The organism is Sulfitobacter guttiformis, assembly GCF_003610455.1.
In the GTDB taxonomy this organism is placed as follows: domain Bacteria; phylum Pseudomonadota; class Alphaproteobacteria; order Rhodobacterales; family Rhodobacteraceae; genus Sulfitobacter; species Sulfitobacter guttiformis.
This window is the reverse complement of sequence record NZ_RAQK01000004.1, coordinates 32,343-53,279: the sequence shown is the minus strand read 5'-3', so window position 1 is coordinate 53,279 and position 20,937 is coordinate 32,343. Positions and strand designations below refer to the sequence as shown.

Annotated in this window: 3 protein-coding genes; 2 read left to right on the top strand and 1 reads right to left on the bottom strand. The window is 56.9% G+C overall.

Going from position 1 to position 20,937, the window contains the following annotated elements; genetic code table 11:
- Positions 1 to 815 (bottom strand): glycerol-3-phosphate dehydrogenase (glpD, locus tag C8N30_RS19115; RefSeq protein ID WP_120222911.1); only part of this gene is annotated, 815 nt, incomplete at its 3' end.
- A 228-nt stretch (positions 816 to 1,043) separates the two neighbouring features.
- On the opposite strand from glpD, the gene C8N30_RS19110 reads away from it, so the two are divergent.
- Together C8N30_RS19110 and C8N30_RS19105 are read left to right on the top strand one after the other, a co-directional pair.
- Complete coding sequence (locus C8N30_RS19110; protein WP_015063183.1) at positions 1,044 to 2,012, top strand: DMT family transporter; 969 nt, start codon at positions 1,044 to 1,046, stop codon at positions 2,010 to 2,012.
- A gap of 334 nt (positions 2,013 to 2,346) precedes the next feature.
- Positions 2,347 to 20,934 (top strand): beta strand repeat-containing protein, encoded by an 18,588-nt coding sequence (locus tag C8N30_RS19105; protein WP_025060860.1) that lies wholly within the window; start codon positions 2,347 to 2,349, stop codon positions 20,932 to 20,934.
- Positions 20,935 to 20,937: the final 3 nt, after the last annotated feature.

Sequence of the window (20,937 nt, the reverse complement as noted above, 5' to 3'; positions counted from 1 at the left end):
TGATCATAAAGTTTGGGCGTGACGATATGCGAGCCGCGCACCAGACGGACCCCCTCGGAGGAGTTTACCCGCAGCTTTGTCTGGATGATGTCGCCGACCCATGGGCCGCCTGCGTTCACAAGGATGCGCGCGTGGTGCGACTGCGGACCAGCAGGACCATCTGTTTGCACTTCCCACATATCACCCACGCGGTTAGCGGAGATTACTTTTGTCTGTGTCAGGATGCGCGCCCCATGGTTTTGGGCATCGCGGGCGTTCAGAACAACAAGGCGGCTGTCCTCGATCCAGCAGTCGGAATATTCGAACGCATTCTCAAACCGCGCCTCCAGCGGAGCACCCTCAGGGGTGCCGCGAAGCGAGATGCTGCGGGTGGGGGGCAGCAATTTTCGTCCGCCTAGATTGTCATACACAAAAAGCCCCAACCGGATCAGCCACGCGGGGCGACGGCCGCGCATCCATGGCATCACAATGCTCAGGATCTTTGAAACCGGCGTTTCGCCCTCATACCGCATATCGGCATGATACGGCAGGACAAAGCGCATAGGCCATGAAATGTGGGGCATAGCGCGCAACAAAACCTCCCGCTCCTTGAGGGCGTGGCGCACGAGGTTAATCTCGAAATATTCAAGATAGCGCAGGCCACCGTGAAACAGTTTTGTCGAGGCGGAGGAGGTGGCGGAGGCGAGATCGTTCATCTCTGCCAGCGTTACACTCAGACCCCGCCCCGCCGCATCGCGTGCAATACCGCACCCGTTCACCCCGCCACCAATGATGAAAAGATCGACTGGTGTTTTACTGTTACTTGGTGCCGGCATGGTCCCCGCCTGATGTTTGAGAGCAGTTTTAAACCATGTACTGTCCTGCTGCGCCACCTGCAACAATGACGCGGCGATTCAGGGTGGAAGGCCATGCAGCCAAACACTTTGCCCCATGAATTGTATGCACCAAAGGTTTTATATGCTTTGTCGCAGCGGCCCGCGCGCGCCGCTTGACCCTTCGGGCAAAGGCGTTAGACCAGAGCGGAGCCGCAACAGGACGACCCGATGCCCGAGACTTCTCGATCCAATCTCAAGGCGGCACTGATCGCCCTGTGTTCTTTTGCCCTGTTTGCCACCCACGATGTGGTGGTGAAATACCTTGGCGCGACGTATTCCCCGTTCCAGATCATATTCTTTTCTGTCTTGCTAAGCTTTCCTTTGGCAACGGTAATGTTGATGCGCGACGCGACAGCCGGAACACTGCGGCCGGTGCATCCGTGGTGGACCGCCCTGCGCACGGCGGCGGCAGTTCTCACGGCATCCTCGGCGTTTTATGCGTTTTCGGTGCTGCCGCTTGCGCAGGTTTATGCGATTTTATTTGCCACGCCCCTGCTGATCACCGTGCTGGCGATCCCCATCTTGCGCGAGAGGGTCGGGCCACACCGCTGGTTCGCGGTTCTGCTGGGACTGGCCGGTGTTCTGGTAGTTTTGCGCCCTGGTGCCGCCCCGTTTGAAACGGGCCATCTTGCGGCCCTTGTGGCCGCTCTGGGCAGTGCAACATCCTCGGTCGTGGTGCGCAAGATCGGGAGGGCCGAGCGGAGCGCGGTCTTGATGCTCTATCCTATGGTGGCCAATTTCCTGATGATGGCGGCGTTTTTGCCGATGGTCTATGTGCCGATGCCGCTGGCGCATCTGGGGCTCATGGGCATTGTATCGATCCTCGCGTTTTTTGCGGGGCTTTGCATTATCGCGGCCTACCGGCGCGGCGATGCGGCGGTTGTGGCACCGATGCAATACAGCCAGATTTTGTGGGCCGCCGGATACGGCATCCTAATATTTGACGAGGTTGGCGACCCAAGCACATGGGTAGGCGCGGGCATCGTGATGCTGAGCGGGCTCTATATTGTGTTGCGCGAACGCAGCGTGGGGGCGTCGAAGAACACTCCGGTTCTGAAATCCGGCCGCCGCTATGTCTCAGGCGCCGGTGCGCAAATCGATATGGTGGAGCGCGAGCCAAAGACCGAAAGCGGCTGATCGGACCGGTTTGCGGGCCACTCTCAGGTGTGCGCGATAACCGTTGGTAGGCGGGATATTAGCTGCCGATCTCATACCGTATTTGACCCAAAGAGCATTACAAATAACAGCTGGATGTAACTGTTAACCTTGTAGCGCCAAATAACATTTAAGTCACATCGCGATAAAAACGGTCACATTGGCAGGCGGCGAAAACTTTTCCCCCTTGTTTGGCAGGGCAATCGCTGAACATAATCTATGCGGGAATTCAGCAGTGTTTTGAGTTTAAAAACGCTAATTTGTTGCATCCCTTGGTATGGTGACAAAGTGGCTGGATTAGTATGAAAAAGTTCATTTGGAACGTGTTGAATTTTTTATTATCTCAGCGGCGTTTGTCTTTCTCGCTGTTCAATCAGTGTCGGCGACACCATTCACCAGAAACGTCCCCGGCACATCCCTCTCCCTACCTGCCGAATACCCCGAAGCTGGTGGTGTGGCCTTTGTTCTGGTTGGTCTGAATGGTAACGTTTACTATCAGTTTTCCAATCCCGCGGGAGCGTTTATCGGGTTTCAGAACAGCGGAGAGCCAGTGGCATTCCGTGGAAATCCCTTTACCATCAATAATCCGCTGACGCTTGATTGCGGCTTTGCCAGTTGTACGAGTTATTTCGGCGGCGGGCTGTCCAACGTCTATGTCCGCTTCTCGGCATATGACGGCGACACGCAGGTCAACGGCTTTGACCAAAACGACATCACGCTGCGGCTCAATGGATTTACCGTTGGTAACTGGTCGGACGTCCGGACCGACATTACCAACAACGAAGGCACAACCAGCTTTGGTCAGGTGCAGGGATTTGGGAATAACACGTTCAACACGGGCTGGTTCAGTTCGACCAATTCGGCCTTGCTGTCCAACATCCTGTCCACAGGACAGACTACTACGCAGGTCTTTGACCGCGATCCGAACGACAACTACTGGGATTTCACGCGCGGCAATAATCTGGCCAACCGTGACATCGTCACAGTTGCTCCCGGCTATACGCTGGAGAAATCGGCCAGCCCCACCACATTTGACGCTGTGGGTGACCTTATTACTTACAGTTATACGGTAACAAACATCGGGTCGGTCCCGATCCGGCAATTGGCCGTGGTCGATGACAAGACCGCGCCGCCCTCGTGTAACAAGACAGTCATCAATGATACGAACCCTGGCGGCGTAGCCGATTTTGCCGTTTGTACCGCGACCTACCGGATCACGCAGGAAGATTTTGACCAGCAAGAGGTCACCAATATTGCACGCGCAACAGGTGTGCCGGATTTTGGCAATCTTGGTACATTATCCGACACCGTGACCGTGACGGGCCCTGCGGCCTCGCCGGTTCTGTTTGTGGAAAAGTCTACGACGCTCACCGCTTTTGGCAATGCCGGCACCACTGTGCCCTACAGTTTTCTGATCCGGAATGACGGCGATGTGACGCTTAGAAACTTCACAGTGAGCGACAGTCTGATCCCTGCACTGGTGTGTAACGTGCCTGACCTTGCGCCAGAAGATGACTTCACATGCGCTGGCAGCTACACGGTTTTGCAGTCCGATGTGGATGCCTTTGCCGCTGACAGCGCAAACCAGCTCAGCAATACACTCGTTGTATCGGCGGACACGCCCCAAAACGGACGGCTGACCGAAAGGGATACTGTTGAACTGCCGGGCCCGGCCGCCACCGTCGACCTTGAGCTGACCAAGACAGCGCTTACCGCAGATTATGATAGTGTTGGCGATGTGCTCAGCTATCAGCTTGTTGTGCGCAACAATGGTAATGTGACCTTCCCGACAGCGCCTGTCGTGACCGATCCGACTGCGGGTGCCGTGACCTGCCCTGCAGGCCCTGTGGCGCCGGGAAACAGCGTCACATGTACGGCCAGCTATACTGTCGTGCAGGCCGACATCAACGCCGGTGAGTTTGAAAACACGGCAACCGCCTCAATCACTGTGGCCGGTCAAAGCGATAGTGACACCGACAGTGCGACTGTGCCCGCTGTGCGCACAACCGGTCTGACCCTCGACAAGCAGCTCGATGCGGGATCGCCCAGCCAGTTTGGTGAAATAGGCGTCGGGCTTGAGTATGATTATATCCTGACCAACACAGGTAACGTCGATCTATTGGTCCCGACTGTCGCGGACGATCGGGTCGCGGTCATATGCTCTGCTGCGATCATTGCGCCGGACACATCGATCACCTGCCAGTCGGGCGTTTATCCGACAACCCAGTCAGACATCAATAATGGCGGTGTTACAAATACGGCCACCGCGACCGCTACAATTGCCGGACCCGCTGGTGATACAATCGATTCCAACACTGACACCGTCACTGTACCCGCAGACCAGAAACCGGCCATCAGTCTGGTTAAAACCGCACCCGTTGTTACGCCCGCAAACTTTCAGGCAGGCAACACCGTTGTTTACACCTTTGACGTAACCAACACCGGCAACGTGCGTCTGGCGGATAACCTTGGCATTACCCAGATTACGATCACAGACAACAAGATTGGCTCCTTTACCTGTTTTGCAGCGCCGCTGGACCGCAATCAGACGCGTAGTTGTACAGCCAACTATGTGCTGACACCTACCGACATCGTCGCTGGTGTTGTGGTAAACACAGCGACAGCGGCCGCAGGTCAAATACGGTCCAATCAGGTCAGTGCGCAGATCTCACCCGACTTTAACCCCGAGATCTCTCTTGCCAAAGTCGCGAACACCGCCTCGGTTAGCCTGCCGGCAGACAGCATCTCCTACACCTTTACCGTCACCAACACCGGCGATCGTGCGCTGCGCAACCCAGAAGAATTGATAACCATTTCTGACGCACGCCTGACAGCACCTGCTGTCTGTGTGCAACCTGCGACCCTTGCCATCGGCGCCAGCTTTACCTGTACCGGTACGCGCAGCGGGATCACGCAGGCCGAGCTTGATGCAGGTGAAGTGCTGAACACGGCCACGGCCAGCTTTTCGTATGACAACAACGGGGCGACGACGATTATCACTTCGGACGCCGCAGGCGCGACTGTCCCTGTCATCGCCAGCCCGATGGTTGAGTTGGACAAGCAGGGCCCTGCCGAATTTGTGCTGCTCGATGATACGCTGACTTATACCTTTGTGGTGTCCAACCCGGGCAACGTGACCCTACGCAGCGCGACTGTGACGGACCCGCGGATTCCCGGCCTTGTATGTACGCTGGAAAACATCGCGCCCGGCGGCAGTGACAGTTGCACGGGAACCTATACCGTCAAGCAACAGGATGTGAACCTCGAGACGATTTTCAACACTGCCACGGTTACAGCCCAGCCCGCACAGGGACCACAACAACGCGATACCGATACAAGCACTGCAACTTTGCAGGCAGGTGCGGGCACCAAGGTTGCGAGCATCGACAAGCAGCCGGACCGCACAAGCTTTTCCGCAGTCGGGGAACAGATCACCTATGTGTTCGAGGTCGAGAACACAGGCACGCAAACGCTGACGAACCTGAATGTCACGGACAGTCTGGATGCGGGATATAGCTGTACTATCGCCACCCTTGCTCCGACTGCGATCAGCCGGACCTGCACGTACCAGCACACGGTGACGCAGGCCGATATCGACCGTGGCGAAGTGTTGAATACGGCGACGCTGTCGTCTCCCGAGATCACAACGCAAACCAGCGATGGGGATGTTAATGGTCCACTGCGCACTGCCAGCTATAATTTTGCCAAGACAGCACCTGCCGCCTTTACCGCTGCGGACCAGACGATCAATTTCTTGCTCACCGTTGTGAACACCGGCACCGTTACCCTGACCAATATCGCGATTAACGATCCGTTCTTCGGGACGCCTGTGGCCTGTACCATTCCGACATTGGCACCTGGTGGTACGGACCGCACCTGTGTTGCCACCTATCTTACCACACAGGCAGATGTGAATGCCGGTCAGATCACAAACACCGCCAGCATAACCGTTGATGCGCCCGCCGGTGTGAACGATCCGGCTGATCAAACTTCGACTGCCGTGGTTCGTGGCCCTGCTGAAAATGCGCGTGTCACCATCGCAAAGGAAAGCGCCGACGGTGTGTATACCTCGGCCACGGACAGCGAAACCTATACCTTTGCTGTAACCAACAACGGCAATGTGACCCTGACAGGTCTGGTAGTGAACGATCCCGATCTGGGCTTTTCATGTCCGCTGGATGATCTGTTGCCGGGTGCGACCACCAGTTCATGTTCCGGTGGTGCTACACTGACCGCAACGAAAGCGTTCGATCAGCTCGACGTCGATCTGGGCAGCTATACCAATACCGTTGGCGTTACGGGCCGATCGTTGGGAAGGTCAACTGTGGTCACTGCACAGGACGAAGTGACCGTTACAGGGCCTGCGCAGCTCCCCGCGCTTGAGGTCGAAAAGGCAACCAGCTTTGTCGGGACCTATGACACGCTTGGTCAAACTCTTTCTTATACCTACAATGTATTCAACCGAGGCAATATCACCCTGACGGGTCCCATTACGATTGCTGACGACCGCATTGCCAGAGTGACCTGTCCCGCTGTGCCCAGTGCTGGCCTCGCGATTGGTGACTCTATCGAATGCACCGCGACATCAACTGTAACGCAGCAGATGCTGAACGACGGGTTTATTGAAAATACCGCTACGGCGACAATCGCGCAGCCTGTTATCCCGCAGACACCGGGCGGTCCGACGACCGTTACCGTGTCGTCCGCGCCGGACATTGTGCGTATCGACGCCACCCAGCGGCCTGCGCTCAGCATCGACAAGCGGGTCAAGACAGGGTCTGCGGCCAGCTATAGGGCAGTCAACGATCCGGTCACTTTTGAATATGTCGTGACCAACAGCGGCAATGTCACATTGCTCAATCCGATCACGATCACAGATGATAAAATCAGCGGTACGTTAACCTGTGGAGCGCCGCCGATCTTGCCGGGGGGCACAGTCACCTGTGAGCAGATCTATCGCGCGGATCAGGACGCGCTTGATGATGGGACAGTAACCAATGTTGCGAACGCTGATACCACCTTTGTGGATCGCGACAACACAACTGTGGCAGTTGCCTCACCCACAGATAGCGTCACGATCAATGCGGTTCAGAACATCGCACTTGGCATTGAAAAATCATTCGTTGGCCCATCGGGTGCCACGTTCAATGCCGGTCAGCGCCTTGACTATACAATCGTCGTTACCAACCTCGGTAACGTGACCATCGACGGTCCGATTACTTTCAGCGACAGCCTCGTACCGTTCCCTTCCGGCTTTACCTGTGATGCCCTGACCAACAACGCACTTCTGCCGAATGACACACTCAGTTGTACAACACAGCATGTCATTACCAACAACGACCTCGCACTCGGCGCTGCAACAAACGTTGTGACGGCAACCGGACAGTTCAACGGCCAGCCCGTAAAATCGCCCAGTGACGATGCGATCTTTCCTGTGGATGCGAAACCGGCACTGTCGCTGGTAAAAGAAGAGTTGCCCGTCACAGCGACGCCTGTCGATGGCACTGCCGCATATGACAGCACTCAGGATATCGTGACTTACCGATATTTTGTAACCAATACAGGCAATGTCGGGTTGGTCGGGGAAATCACGATTGTCGATGACAAAATCCCGGGTCCGCTGGTGTGTAAGACAGCAGGCTCAGCATTGCCAAGCAGCCCTGATCCACAAAATCCGCTGCCGGCAAGTACCATTACATGCGACTTTACCTACCCACTGACCCAAGCCGATTTGAACCGTGGTTTTGTGACCAATAACGCCACCGCGCAAACTGTATTCGGGACTGCTGGAGATGCGACGAATGTAGTCTCACCCAACGCGGCTGAAACTATCACAATCGCGGAAGACCCGTCGCTGATCGTGACCAAAGCAATGATTACACCCATTCCGGATGGCGCTGGTTTGGATCAGGATCTGACCTATCAATTGACGGCCAGCAATGAAGGCAACCAAACTCTGTTCGGCGTGACATTGACCGACCCGCTGGTCCCCGACTTGTCATGTATCGTGAACCCCGCCGGCACCTCAGCGCCTGCAAATGTTACCCTTCTGCCCGGTGAGGCATTGGTATGTACGGGTATCTATACGGTTCGGCAACAGGACGTAGACGCGCAGACACTGGTTAACACAGCAACTGGCAGGGCCACTGATCCACAGGGTGTCGCGTTGTCGGGGGAGCCGACGAACACGGTTATTATCGAAGATCCGGTCGTGGACATGGTTGTGACAAAATCCACCATTCGCCCCGTGGGCCCTGAGTCTGATTTCAGTTCGGTCGATCAGGAAGTTACCTTTGTCATTGCTGTAGAAAACACGGGCAACATCACGTTGCAGACTGCCACCATCACCGATAGCCGGTCGGTTGTGCCCCCCAGTTGCACCGTTGGTCCCATTGCCCCTGGCGCGACCGATAGTTCCTGCGAATTCGTCTATAAAGTTACCCAGGAAGACATCGACACGATCAACAGGGACGGTACGACAGTCTTCGGTGGATTTGTGAACGTTGCAAACGTTACCGCCACTCCGAACAACGCGGCATTGCCGGCGATCACGCGCAGCGGTGAAGTGTTGGTCATTGGCCCCGAGCGGGAGCCTGATTTCATTCTGTCGAAGACGGCTGATTTGACGGAAATTGACACGTATAACCAGTTGGTTACCTACACCTATACCGTTGGCAATTTCGGCAACGTAACACTGACCGAAGTGCCACAAATCACCGATGACAAAATCGGCACCTTCGCCTGCGAGCCATTTCCCGCAGGCGGTTTGGCCCCGTTGACTGACTACAGCTGTACTGCAACGTATAATGTGACACAGGCCGATCTGGACAGCGGCAGCGTGACCAACATAGCTACTGTTAGCAGCTCTCAGGTCGTGCCATCGCCGGATGATACCGCCACATTGGAAATCGATGCGGTACAGACACCTGCGATTACAGTCGCCAAGACGGCGAGCCCGCTTGTTAACGTGGCTGTGGGCGAAGATGTCACCTATACCTATGTTGTCACGAATACGGGCAATGTGACCCTCGAAAATGTCACGGTGGATGACCAGCATACCTCGGCCAGTGGTACAGCACCCCTTGTCGTTGGCGGGGATGTCCTGACCACAGATATCAACGAAGCCGGAACATCGGTCGATACAGCCGGACCCGGTATCTGGAGCACACTTGGCCCCGGTGATGCCGTCACATTCACCGCCACCTACACGGTCACTCAGGCAGATGTTGATGCGCAATTTACGCTGGCAAACGTTGTTACCGTTACGGGCACCGGCCCTGTCGGAACTCCTCCAGCCTCAAATCAGGATGACGCGTCTGTCACGACGATTAACAAGGCGCCCCAGATCGCTGTGACAAAGACAGCAGATGAAACAAACATCACCACACCTGCCGTGGTTGGCCAGCAAATACCCTTCCGGATCGAGGTCGAGAATACAGGCAACCAGACACTTGATCCGCCTGTATTGACCGATATGCTGACGGACATCGACGGCAATCCGCTGGACCTCGAAGTTGAACCGGCTCTGGCCAGCCCGGCGTTTGGCGATACCAACAACAACAACAAGCTCGATATTGGCGAGACGTGGGTTTACACCGCCCGCTTTGACGTCACGCAACCTGCGATCGACGCGGGCGGAATCCGTAACGCTGTTGCCGTTACTGCAGATGATCCACAGCGCCTTCCGGTACCGGGCAATGCCGTAACAACAGATGTTGTGCTGAACGGCATTCCACAGATTGCGGTGATTAAAACCGCGGTTACGGACGATGGCGGCGATGGCGTGTTGGATGTGGATGATACAATCACCTACACCTATACCATCACCAACACCGGCTTGTTGGACATGCTGGATGTGGTCATTGCTGAAACCGACTTTGGCGGAACAGGGACAACACCCTTACCGGTCTACCTAAGCGGTGGTGCGAACCTTGGCGGCAATCCCGCGATTTTCGATCTGCCTGTCGGCAACGGAGAGCTGTTATTTACCGCGACTTATGCGTTGACGCAGGACGATCTGGACGCAGGCGCTGTGTCCAATCAGGCCACCGCGTCGGGCGTGAGCCCTGCCGGTGTGCCAGGCAGCGATGTGTCCGATGACAACAGCGCGGCCCCTGATTCACAAGATCCGACCGTGACGCAACTGCCCCGCGCTGGTCAGCTGGTCGTGGAAAAGCGTATTGGCGCGACAAATTTGTCCTCTCCGGCAGAGGTTGGCGATACCATCGGCTTCGTAATTACCGTGGCAAACACGGGCAATCAGTCGCTTAGAGCCCCTGTGCTTACCGATACGCTGCTGGATACCAGAGGGGAAGCATTGTCCCTGGCGTCTGAACCTGCATTGTTGCCTGCCAGCGATACCAATAGCGATGGTTTCCTGAATGTTGGTGAAATCTGGGAATACGCTGCCAGCTTTACGATGGACCAACAGGCCCTAGATGCGGGTGGGCTCTCCAACTCGGTGACCGCTGTGGCGCGGGACCTTGCCGACAATATTGTTTCGGATATCTCGGATGATGATGCGGGTGCCACTGACGGGCCTGACGCTGACAACGACCCGGCGAATGACCCGACGATCGCGCTGTTTGACACGGATCCCGATATCGATGTGTTGAAAACCGGTGTTGTAAACACTGGCGCGGATGGCCGTGCCGATGTGGGTGATACGATCACCTATACCTACACTATCAGCAACACCGGTAACCAGACGCTTTATGATGTGAGCATTATCGAAACCGGTTTTGGCGGGGCGGGGATCGTGCCCGAACCCGTATATGCCAGCGGCGGACAGTCCATTGGGGGCGATCCGGCAACCATTGATCTGCCTGTTGGCAGTGACACGATTATATTCACAGCGACCTATATCCTGACGCAGGACGACATTGACGCCAGCACGGTCGAAAACCAAGCCACCGCCAGCGCCAATGACCCTGCGGGCAATCCGGTCAGTGATCTATCCGATCCGGCCGATCTGGACGGCGATGACCCGACACAAACACCAATTGTGCGGGTGCCTTCGGTGCAAACGGTAAAGGTAGCGACCCCGCGGCTGAGCACACCGGTAAAACCCGGTGATGTGATTGATTATACGATCACTGTTGCAAACACCGGTAACGTCACGCTGACCGCGCCAACGGTGGATGATACATTGCAGGATGCAAAGGGCGGCGCTTTGGCGCTCAGCAGTGATCCCACATTTGACGATGGTGATATTGACGGTGATGGCCTTCTAGATGTCGGCGAAACATGGACTTATCTGGCCCAATTCGTCCTGACCCAACCCGCGATTGACGCGGGCGGCGTGGCCAACGTCGCTGTCGGCGAGGCGAGCATTGCTGTCAGCAGTCCGACCAACCCTGCGGGCAATCCGGTCAGTGACCAGTCTGATGATGGCAGCGCAAACCCTGCCGATAATGATCCGACTGTCACAATCTTTCCTCCCGCCCCGGCGATCGGCTTGGTAAAAACTTCGGTGTTTGATCCCGGTGCTGACGGCATTGCGGGTGTGGGCGATATCATCACTTATACCTACACGCTGACGAATGCGGGCAACGTGTCTGTGCTGGACCCTGTAATAAGCGAGACCACATTCAGCGGTACGGGAACATCCCCCGTACCGACCCTACAAAGTGGTGGTGCGGCACTGGGTGGCGGTCCCGCGCTGGACCTGCCTGTTGGAACAGTGCCGATGGTCTTTACCGCGACCTATGCGGTCACGCAGGCTGACATCGACGCGGGGCAAATCAGCAACGAAGCACTCGCGGCAGGCGACCTGCCCGGTGGCGGCACGATCTCGGATGCCTCGGACGATGCAACGCCCGGCGCGAATGATAATGATCCGACGATCACAGCGATCCCGCGCGCGCCATTGCTGGATGTGACCAAAGTGGCGAACGTGACCGGCCTGCAAACCCCTGTTCAGGTCGGTGACTCCATCAGCTTTGTGATCACTGCGCGCAATGCAGGCAACGTGACCCTCAGCAATGTGGAGCTCACGGATACCTTCAACCGTCGTGACGGTACACGGCTGGACCTGATTCCTGTCCCGACTGGCGGTGACGCCGGGGTCGCAGGCGAACTCGAAGTTGGCGAGACATGGGAATACCGCGTCAGCTATGAACTTCTTCAAGAAGACATTGATGCAGGTGGCGTACGGAACTCTGCTGTCGTCGAGGCAACGGCGCCCGGTGGGATACCTGTCAGCGATATATCTGACGATGGTAATGACGCCGATGGCAACACCACCGATGACCCTACAGAAGTGAACCTTCAGGGTGCGCCCGCCTTCATGATGGTAAAGCAGTTGGCCGCAGGCGCTCCTGTGCCATTTGATACCGTCAACCAGATCATTCCGTTCGAATTTGTGGTTACAAACACAGGCAACATAACCCTGACCGCGCCATTCACGATCAGCGACCCGATCATTGATGCACAAGGGCTTGGTGGTGTGACGTGTCCTGCGCCGCCATTGGCTGTGGGAGCAAGCGCCACCTGTACGGGCAGCTACCGTATCGGGCAGGCCGATCTGGACCGTGGCGATGTGTCTAACACGGCCACTGCCAGCATTGACCAACCACTGATCCCCGTAAATCCGGGCGACCCGACAGTAGCACCGCGGAACACGCTGCCCTCTACTGTGGTGAGCCCTGCAATCCAGAGACCTGCCCTTGTTACAACCAAAGGCATCTTAGCCACATCAGCAGGCAGCTTTGACGCGGTAGGCGATCAGATCACCTATACCTTTACCGTCACAAATGACGGAAACGTAACGCTCGCCGGACCTGTTACATTGGATGACGACCAGATCGGCACTGGCCTTGCCTGTGCAACCGGACCACTGGCACCGGGGGCGTCAGTTACTTGTGAACAGGTTTGGACCGCCGAGCAGGAAGACCTAGATCGCGGCTTTGTCACCAACACAGCAACGTCGCAGGCGCTGTTTGATGGCGGACCTGTTCAATCCGCACCAGTGGATGCAACAGCCCCCGCGATACAGACCAAATCCCTGAGTATGACCAAAACGCTGTTGGCAGCAACGCCGGACCTGTTCGATATCGGCACTGTGCTGACCTATGAATTCGCGCTGATCAACGATGGCAACGTGACAATAGATGGGCCAATCACCATCAATGATTCACTTGCGACAAATGCAAGCTGCCCCGCAGTGCCGGGCGGCAGCCTTGCCCCTGGAGATACGCTGACCTGTGATGGTAGTTATACCCTTGGATTGAGCGATCTACAGCTCGGAGCAACCAATAACACCGCATCTGCCACAGGTTCTTTTGACGGCACGCCCGTTACCTCACCCAGTGACAGCGCCATTTATCCGGTGGGCGCTGATCCGTCCCTGAGCATCGTCAAGAACTCTGTCCCGAACGATATCACCTACGCCGAAGTGGGCGATATCATCACCTATAGCTATGTTGTTACCAACACGTCCAATACCGGCCTCACCGAAGATATTGTTGTGACGGACAACCGGATCCCGACACCAATTGTCTGCCATGACGCTTCAGCCGACGGGGTGTTCGGTGTGGGGGATATTGCGACCTGCCAAGCGACCTATCCCATCACCCAAGCAGATCTGGACGCGACCTTTGTCACTAATGAGGCCGTTGCGCAGACCGTGTTTGCACCCGGCACACCGAACCAGATTTCAGTGATCTCACCGGCGGCAACCAAAACAGTTAATGCGGATGCCGCTCCGTTGCTCACATTGGCCAAAGCGATCAGCGCCCCGACCGGATCCGTATCAGTTGGCGAGTTGGTTACCTACCGTTTAACCGCGACCAATAGCGGCAATCAGACCCTCAGTGGCGTTGCGATCAGAGATCCCATGCTGCCCGTACTGACCTGTACGGTTGGCGAAGTGCCAGCACCTGCAAACGTAGTGCTGATCCCAAGCGCTACGTTGGTCTGTACCGGCACCTACCGCGTGAAGCAGGCAGACATAGACAATCAATCGCTGATTAACGTGGCCGCAACCTCTGCACAGACACCACAAGGTGCTACTGTTCGCGGTGAGGCGACGGTCTCCGCGCTGTTAACAGTGCCTGCACCTGTGCTGGATGTGGCCAAAACACTGGTGCCGACACCAGCAGCAGGACAGGCCGCATTTACCGGACCGGATCAGGTTATCCAGTTCCGCCTGACGGCGCGCAACACAGGCAATATCACCCTCGATAATATCACGCTGTCAGACGCACGCGTTACCACACCTGCGAGCTGTAATATCGGCACCCTCGCACCGGGTCAGGAAGACAGCAGGTGCCTTGTCTCTTACACAACAACGCAGGCCGACGTGGATGCGCTGAATGGCGGGGCCGATCCGTTCGGCGGTTTTGTCAACGTGGCCAATGGCACTGCCGTTGCTGCGACACCGGATGCGCCAACGGTGACAGGCACGGGCGATCTGTTCGTACGCGGCCCTGATCACATGCCAGCCTTCAGCCTCGTGAAATCGGCGGACGTCGGGCAGGTCACCGGCGCGGGTCAGGTCATAAACTATGTTTACCTGATCACAAACAGCGGCAACATCACGCTCACCGCACAGCCGCAAATCACCGATGACCGCATTGCAAATGTGACCTGTGCACCGATCTCTGCACTGGGCATCATACCGGGCGGCACTTTGCGCTGCGAAGCACCTTATACGGTCACGCAGGCGGATATGAACGCCGGCGCGATCACCAACATCGCCCGCGCGTCGTCCCCTGAGGCCCCCTTGCCCGCCACACCCGGAGAAGAAACCGACAGCGTCACCGTTCCGGCCATCGCCAACCCTCAAATCCTGCTCGAAAAGAGCGCTGATGTTACAGGCGATGTCGCTGCGGGCGAAGTGATTACTTATACCTACACCGTAACAAACAGCGGTAACCTGACCCTCAGCAACGCGAGAGTGCGTGACTTGCACACATCTGCATCCGGCACTGTGGTGCTTCCGGTTGCGGGGGATGCACTGACTGTGGATACCGCTCCTGCGGGTGATAGCAACGACGCCGTTGCAAACGATGGCAGCTGGAGCAGCCTTGCCCCCGGTGACATCGCAACCTTCACAGCGACATATTTAGTGACGCAAAATGATGTCGATACCCAGACCGTTCTGAGCAACACTGCGACCGTTTCGGCAACCGGGCCGGATGGCAGCACGCCAACTTTTGTTGATCCGCTGACGATTACACCGCAGCTCAACAATCCCGAACTGACGGTCGTTAAAACTGTTGACGAAACAGGGCTGTCGACACCTCCGACCGCTGGTGACGTACTGTCTTATTCGATTACCGTAGCGAACACAGGCAACCAGACCTTGCGCAGCATCAGTCTGGTGGACTCTCTGCGCCGTCTCAATGGCGTCAATATAGAACCGGCACCGATCCCTGCATATGTCAGCGGCGATGCCAATGCCCTAACGTTGATGGAAGTCGGCGAAATCTGGACCTATACCGTCCAACACATCCTGACGCAGGACGACATTAACGCCGGAGGGGTAAGTAATCAGGTCACCGCGCGCGGTATTGCGCCGAATAATGCACTGGTCATCGATGCCTCGGATGATGGCGTTCCGGCCAATGGCGATAACAACCCAACGGCCACGCGCATACCCAGTATGCCAAGGATCGAGGGTGAGAAAACCATCGCCTCCAGCGAACCGGTTGTCGACGCCTCCATCGGGTTTGAAATCGTGATCCGCAACAGGGGCAACGTCACTTTAACCGGTGTGGCTGTTGCAAGTGACACGCTGACGCGCGCGGATGGCACGGCCCTTGAACTGACAACGCAGCCCGTCTTTACAGGCGCTTCCGCTGGGTCATCTGTCGGCGTTTTGGAGCCGGACGAATTCGCGACCTACCGCGCGTTTTACACCCTGACGCAGGAAGATATTGATGCAGGCGGCATCGTGAACACCGCACGTGTCGTTGGCACCCCGCCTGTGGGATCGCCTGTAAGCGACATCACCGACAATGGCGATGACGGTGACGGAAATACGGTCAACGACCCGACTGTTCTGACCGTGCCAGCCGCGCCCGAACTCACGCTTGTCAAAGGGCTGGCAGATGATGCCCCCGCGAGTTTTGACAGCGTAGGTCAACTGCTGACATATGTTTTCGGCGTGACCAACAGCGGCAATGTAACCTTTGCTGGTCCGATAACCGTGGCCGATCCACTGATCACCGATGCAGGCGGAACAATTACCTGTCCTGCGGTACCCGCAGGTGGCTTGCCACCGCTGGAACAGCTGACCTGTAGCGCGACATACGCCGTGACACAGGACGATATTGATGCAGGTCGCATCGACAACTCCGCAACAGCGAGTGCGAATGGCACAACATCGCTACCTGCAACGGCCTCCATTCTGGCGCAACAAAACCCTGCGCTGTCTTTGGAAAAAGTTGCTGATCCGATCTCGTCAGAGGACTTCACCACAGGTACAGTTGCGGTCTACACCTATACCACGACAAACACTGGAAATGTGACAATCAAAACGCCAGTTGTAGTGACTGACAACCTAATCCCGAGCAGCGACATTACCTGTGATGCCTTCCCGGCAGAGGGCCTTGCCCCTGGTGGCACCTATGTCTGCCGCGCATCGTATACCGTGACCGCCACCGATGTGGATCTGGGCAGCGTCACCAACCTTGCCAGCGCGAGTGACGGCACCACCACCTCGCCGCTTGCCTCTGCGACAATCCCCGAACGGGGCGTTCCAGCGCTAAGCATTCTCAAGACAGTGCAGACGGGTTCGACATTCTCTGAAGTGGATGATCAACTCACCTATAGCTTCCTGATCACCAATACCGGAACGCGTGCATTTGCGTCCCCCGTGACAGTGACCGACACATTGTTCGGGCAGGTGTTGTGCTTTACCTCGACAGCAGCCGATCCAGACTTTTCCGCCGGAGAAACCCTGACGTGTGGTGGCACCTATCTCGTAACGCAGGACGATCTGGACCGCGGAGAGGTCTTTAACGAAGCCTTTGCACAAACTTTCTTTGGTGCCGACGATACCCAAGTCACGTCGCCCCCCTCTAGCGTCACCGTTGCTGCCGATCTGGCACCCGCGATCGAGTTGGAAAAAACTGCCGCCCCCCTGACGGTGACGGGCGCAGGTCAGGTGCTGACCTATACGCTAACGACCACCAATACGGGCAACCAATCCCTGCGCGGCGTGTCGATCAGCGATCCCATGCTCACAAACTTTACCTGCGCCCAAGAGGTTTTGGAGCGGGACGAAGTCCTTGAGTGTACCGGCACCTATGTCGTGACGCAGGCCGATATAGATTCCGGCACCCTCACAAACATCGCCACAACACGCGGGATTACCCCGCAGGGTGATCGTGTAGATGATGAGCGGACACTGGTCCTCAACATGCCGGCACCGGACCCGGCAATGGTCCTGACTAAGACCGCTACGCCAACGCCGTTTGGCGCTGTTGGAAGCACGCTGACCTATCTGTTCGCCGTCGAAAACACAGGCAATGTTACGCTGAGAAACCTCACCGTGACAGATGTGATGGATGCCAATTACGGCTGCTCGATTGCCACATTGCTCCCCGGAGCGACCAACAACAGCTGCTCCTTGGAGCGGGTGATTACGCAGGCAGATGTGGATGCTGGCAGCATCGACAACACGGCCACCGTCACAGGCGATGGTCCGCGTGGCTCTAGCGCCAGCGATACCGCAGATGTGACCACACCGGGACCTGTCCGCAATGGCAGCCTTGAAGCAACCAAAGTGGTGGCTCCGGCTCCGGCCGTTCTGGACCAGCCGGTCAATTACACCCTGTTTGTCCGCAACACCGGTAATATCAGCCTTCGAAATGTGGCGGTAATCGACACGATGACGCGACTGGGTGGCGGAGCTGTCACGCTGGATGCGCCTTTTGCACTGCGTGATTCCACGGACCTGGACAGCGACGGTGAGTTGGATGTCAATGAAACGTGGGTTTACACTGCGACCCGAAGGCTGCGCCAAAGTGACATTAATGCCGGCGGCTTGCTCAATCAGGTGACAGTAAATGCGCGTGATCTGCAAAACAGCCGCGTGAGCGATATATCGGATGATGGCATTGACAGTGACGGCGACTCCACCGGCGATGTGACCGAATTCATCGCTCCGCCAGCGCCAGCAATCAGCGTCGAAAAGACGATTGTAAGCAGCGGCACCACCGCAGGTGAAACCATCGTTTTCGAGATCAACGCGCTGAATACTGGCAACCAGAACCTGACCAATCTTGTGGCTTCGGACAGCATGACACGCTTGGACGGCACGCCTGTTCTCGCGCGTGCGGTTGAGGTGAACGTCCCTGCAGCTCTGGCACCGGGACAGACAGCCACATGGCAAGTGAACCATCTGCTGACCCAAGACGATATTGACGCAGGCGGACTGTTGAACACCGCGTTGATAAGTGCGCTGGATCCCAACGGGGATGCGGTTACAGGTATTTCCAACAACGGCAATCCCAATGACGGCAATACCAAGGATGACCCAACTGCACTGGTCATTGATCTGGAACCCGGTTTGGAAGTGATCAAGATTGCCGATCCCGATGCAATTGGCGCGCTGGCCGGTGAAACCGTCGACTTTATCATCACTGCGCGCAACACTGGCAATGTAACGCTGAACAATATCACCATGGCGGACATCACTACAGATATTCGGGAGGCCAACCCACGTACGCCACCTGTCACATTTGTCGGGTCAGACGGCACACCGCCATCACCTGCGGGCACGCTCGCCCTCGGCGAAATTGCCACATACACGGTCAGCGTGGTGCTGACACAAGAAGACGTTGATGTCGGCGGTCTCGTCAACACTGTCACAGCAACCGCCCTGACACCGTCAGGCGGGACCCTGATTGACGTGTCAGACGACGACGGGGACGGACTCGATGACCCGACTGTTGTGCCCGTTGCAGCATTGCCCAGCTTCGAGATTGTAAAAGCAGCAGGCACCAACGCGCTCCTCTTCCCGACGGTCGAGCGCGCTACATTTACCATTTCAGTCACGAACACAGGCAACGTCACGCAATCTGGTATTCGGGTGCGCGACGATCTGGTGGCCTTCCTGTCGCCCGCAGTGCTGTTGGCGGAAACTTATCCGCCTACTGTCAGCATCACGGGCTTTGCAGACGGGACCGCGAACACGACCTATAACGGCAATTCGGTTACCGAATTGCTGAGCGGGGATGCCTCCCTTGCGCCCGGTGCAACAGGCGTAATCACCCTTGAGATGGTCTATGCCACAGCCACTGGCCAACCCGGTGCGCCAAACACGGCTTCTGTTGTGTCTACCCAACTTGCCGTACCGACCGAAGGTCAGGTTGTTGTACTGACCACGGATCAGGACGGCGATGGCATTCCTGACTACCTTGAATCGCCGACCGCCGACCGCGATGGCGACGGGATCGCCGACCAGTTCGACTATGACCCGACCGGCGCATTCTATTGCGAAGATGACGGTCGCCTGCTGACCGGCGGTCTGGTAAGTGTCTCTGGCGGCGGGTTTACCCAAACCGGTGCCGGCACCTCGGGGCCAATCACGGTTGTGCGCGGCGGGACGGATGGCACCTACCAGTTCTTTGTCACCTCACCGGGGACTTATGTGCTGGGCATCACCTATCCCGATGATACACAGGCCTCCGTCGATCGCCTCACTCTTGGAAATCTGGATGCGACCAGCTTTGCGCCCGCCAATCCAGGTGTCATTGGATCGCTGCCTGCGGGTGAAACTGGTCTGCTCACAGACTCTACCGCAACGGCAAATCCTTTCTACACCAGCTTTACAGTAGCGGCGGGTGATCCGATACTGATCGGTAACAACATCCCGATCCGCACCTGTGAGGGGCTAACGGACGTTGTTGCGACCAAAACAGCAGATCGTCGCACGGCAGTCTTTGGTGAAACCGTGAACTATACGCTCACATTTACCAACAACACCGAGTTGGACATATTGAATGCGCGCATCATTGATCGCCTGCCTTCAGGTCTGCTTTATACGCCCGGGACGGGCCGCGTGAACGGTGTGGCGGTTGATCCTGTGATCACTGGTCGTACGCTGGAATGGCGCGATGATCTGGCGTCGGGGGCGACGACGACTGTGACCCTCGCCGTGCGTGTTGCGCGCACGGGCGAGTTTGGCACCCGCACCAACCGCACCTACCTCGACAACAGCTTTGGCAGGACCGTCTCCAACATCGCCGAAGCTGCGGTAAGGGTTGATCCGGAACATGTCTTTGATTGCTCGGACGTGATTGGCCGCGTGTTCAACGACCGTAATGGCAATGGCTATCAGGACGGACCAGGTACTTTGGCTGAGCCGATTATCGATGACAGCTATGTCGGTGGCGGTAAATTCGGCAAGTTGGATGCAATCCCACAACGTGAAGACCAATCAGAACCGGGCCTTGCAGGCGTACGCCTCGTTACCCCTGACGGCATCCTTATCACGACAGATGAGCACGGCCGCTATTCGCTGCCTTGTGCCGCGTTGCCGCGCAACATCGGTAGTAACTTCATGCTGAAACTGGATACCCGTACGCTGCCCACCGGCTTCAACGTCACCACGGAAAACCCGCGGGTGGTCCGCCTGACAGCCGGCAAATTCGCCAAGCTGAACTTTGGTGCGCGTCTGGGGAATGTGGTCGATATTGATCTGACAGCCACAGCGTTTGTAGCGGGCGATACCGCGCCCCAGCCGGCATTGGCCAATGCGGTGGACGGGTTGATTTCGCAGATCGCCCAAAAGCCCTCTGTGCTCCAGTTGACCTATATCCTGCAAGACGGTGAAGCACCTGATGTGGGCCGCGCCCGCCTGCGCACTCTGGAGAAGCTGATCCGCGACCGCTGGCGCGGAAAGGGCAAGTACAAACTTGTCATCGAAAAAACAGTAACGAAAACGAAATGAGGG

What these genes read in the sequence shown, in the direction of transcription:
- C8N30_RS19110 (WP_015063183.1), top strand. Translation starts at nt 1,044, where the DNA reads ATGCCCGAGACTTCTCGATCCAATCTCAAGGCGGCACTGATCGCCCTG.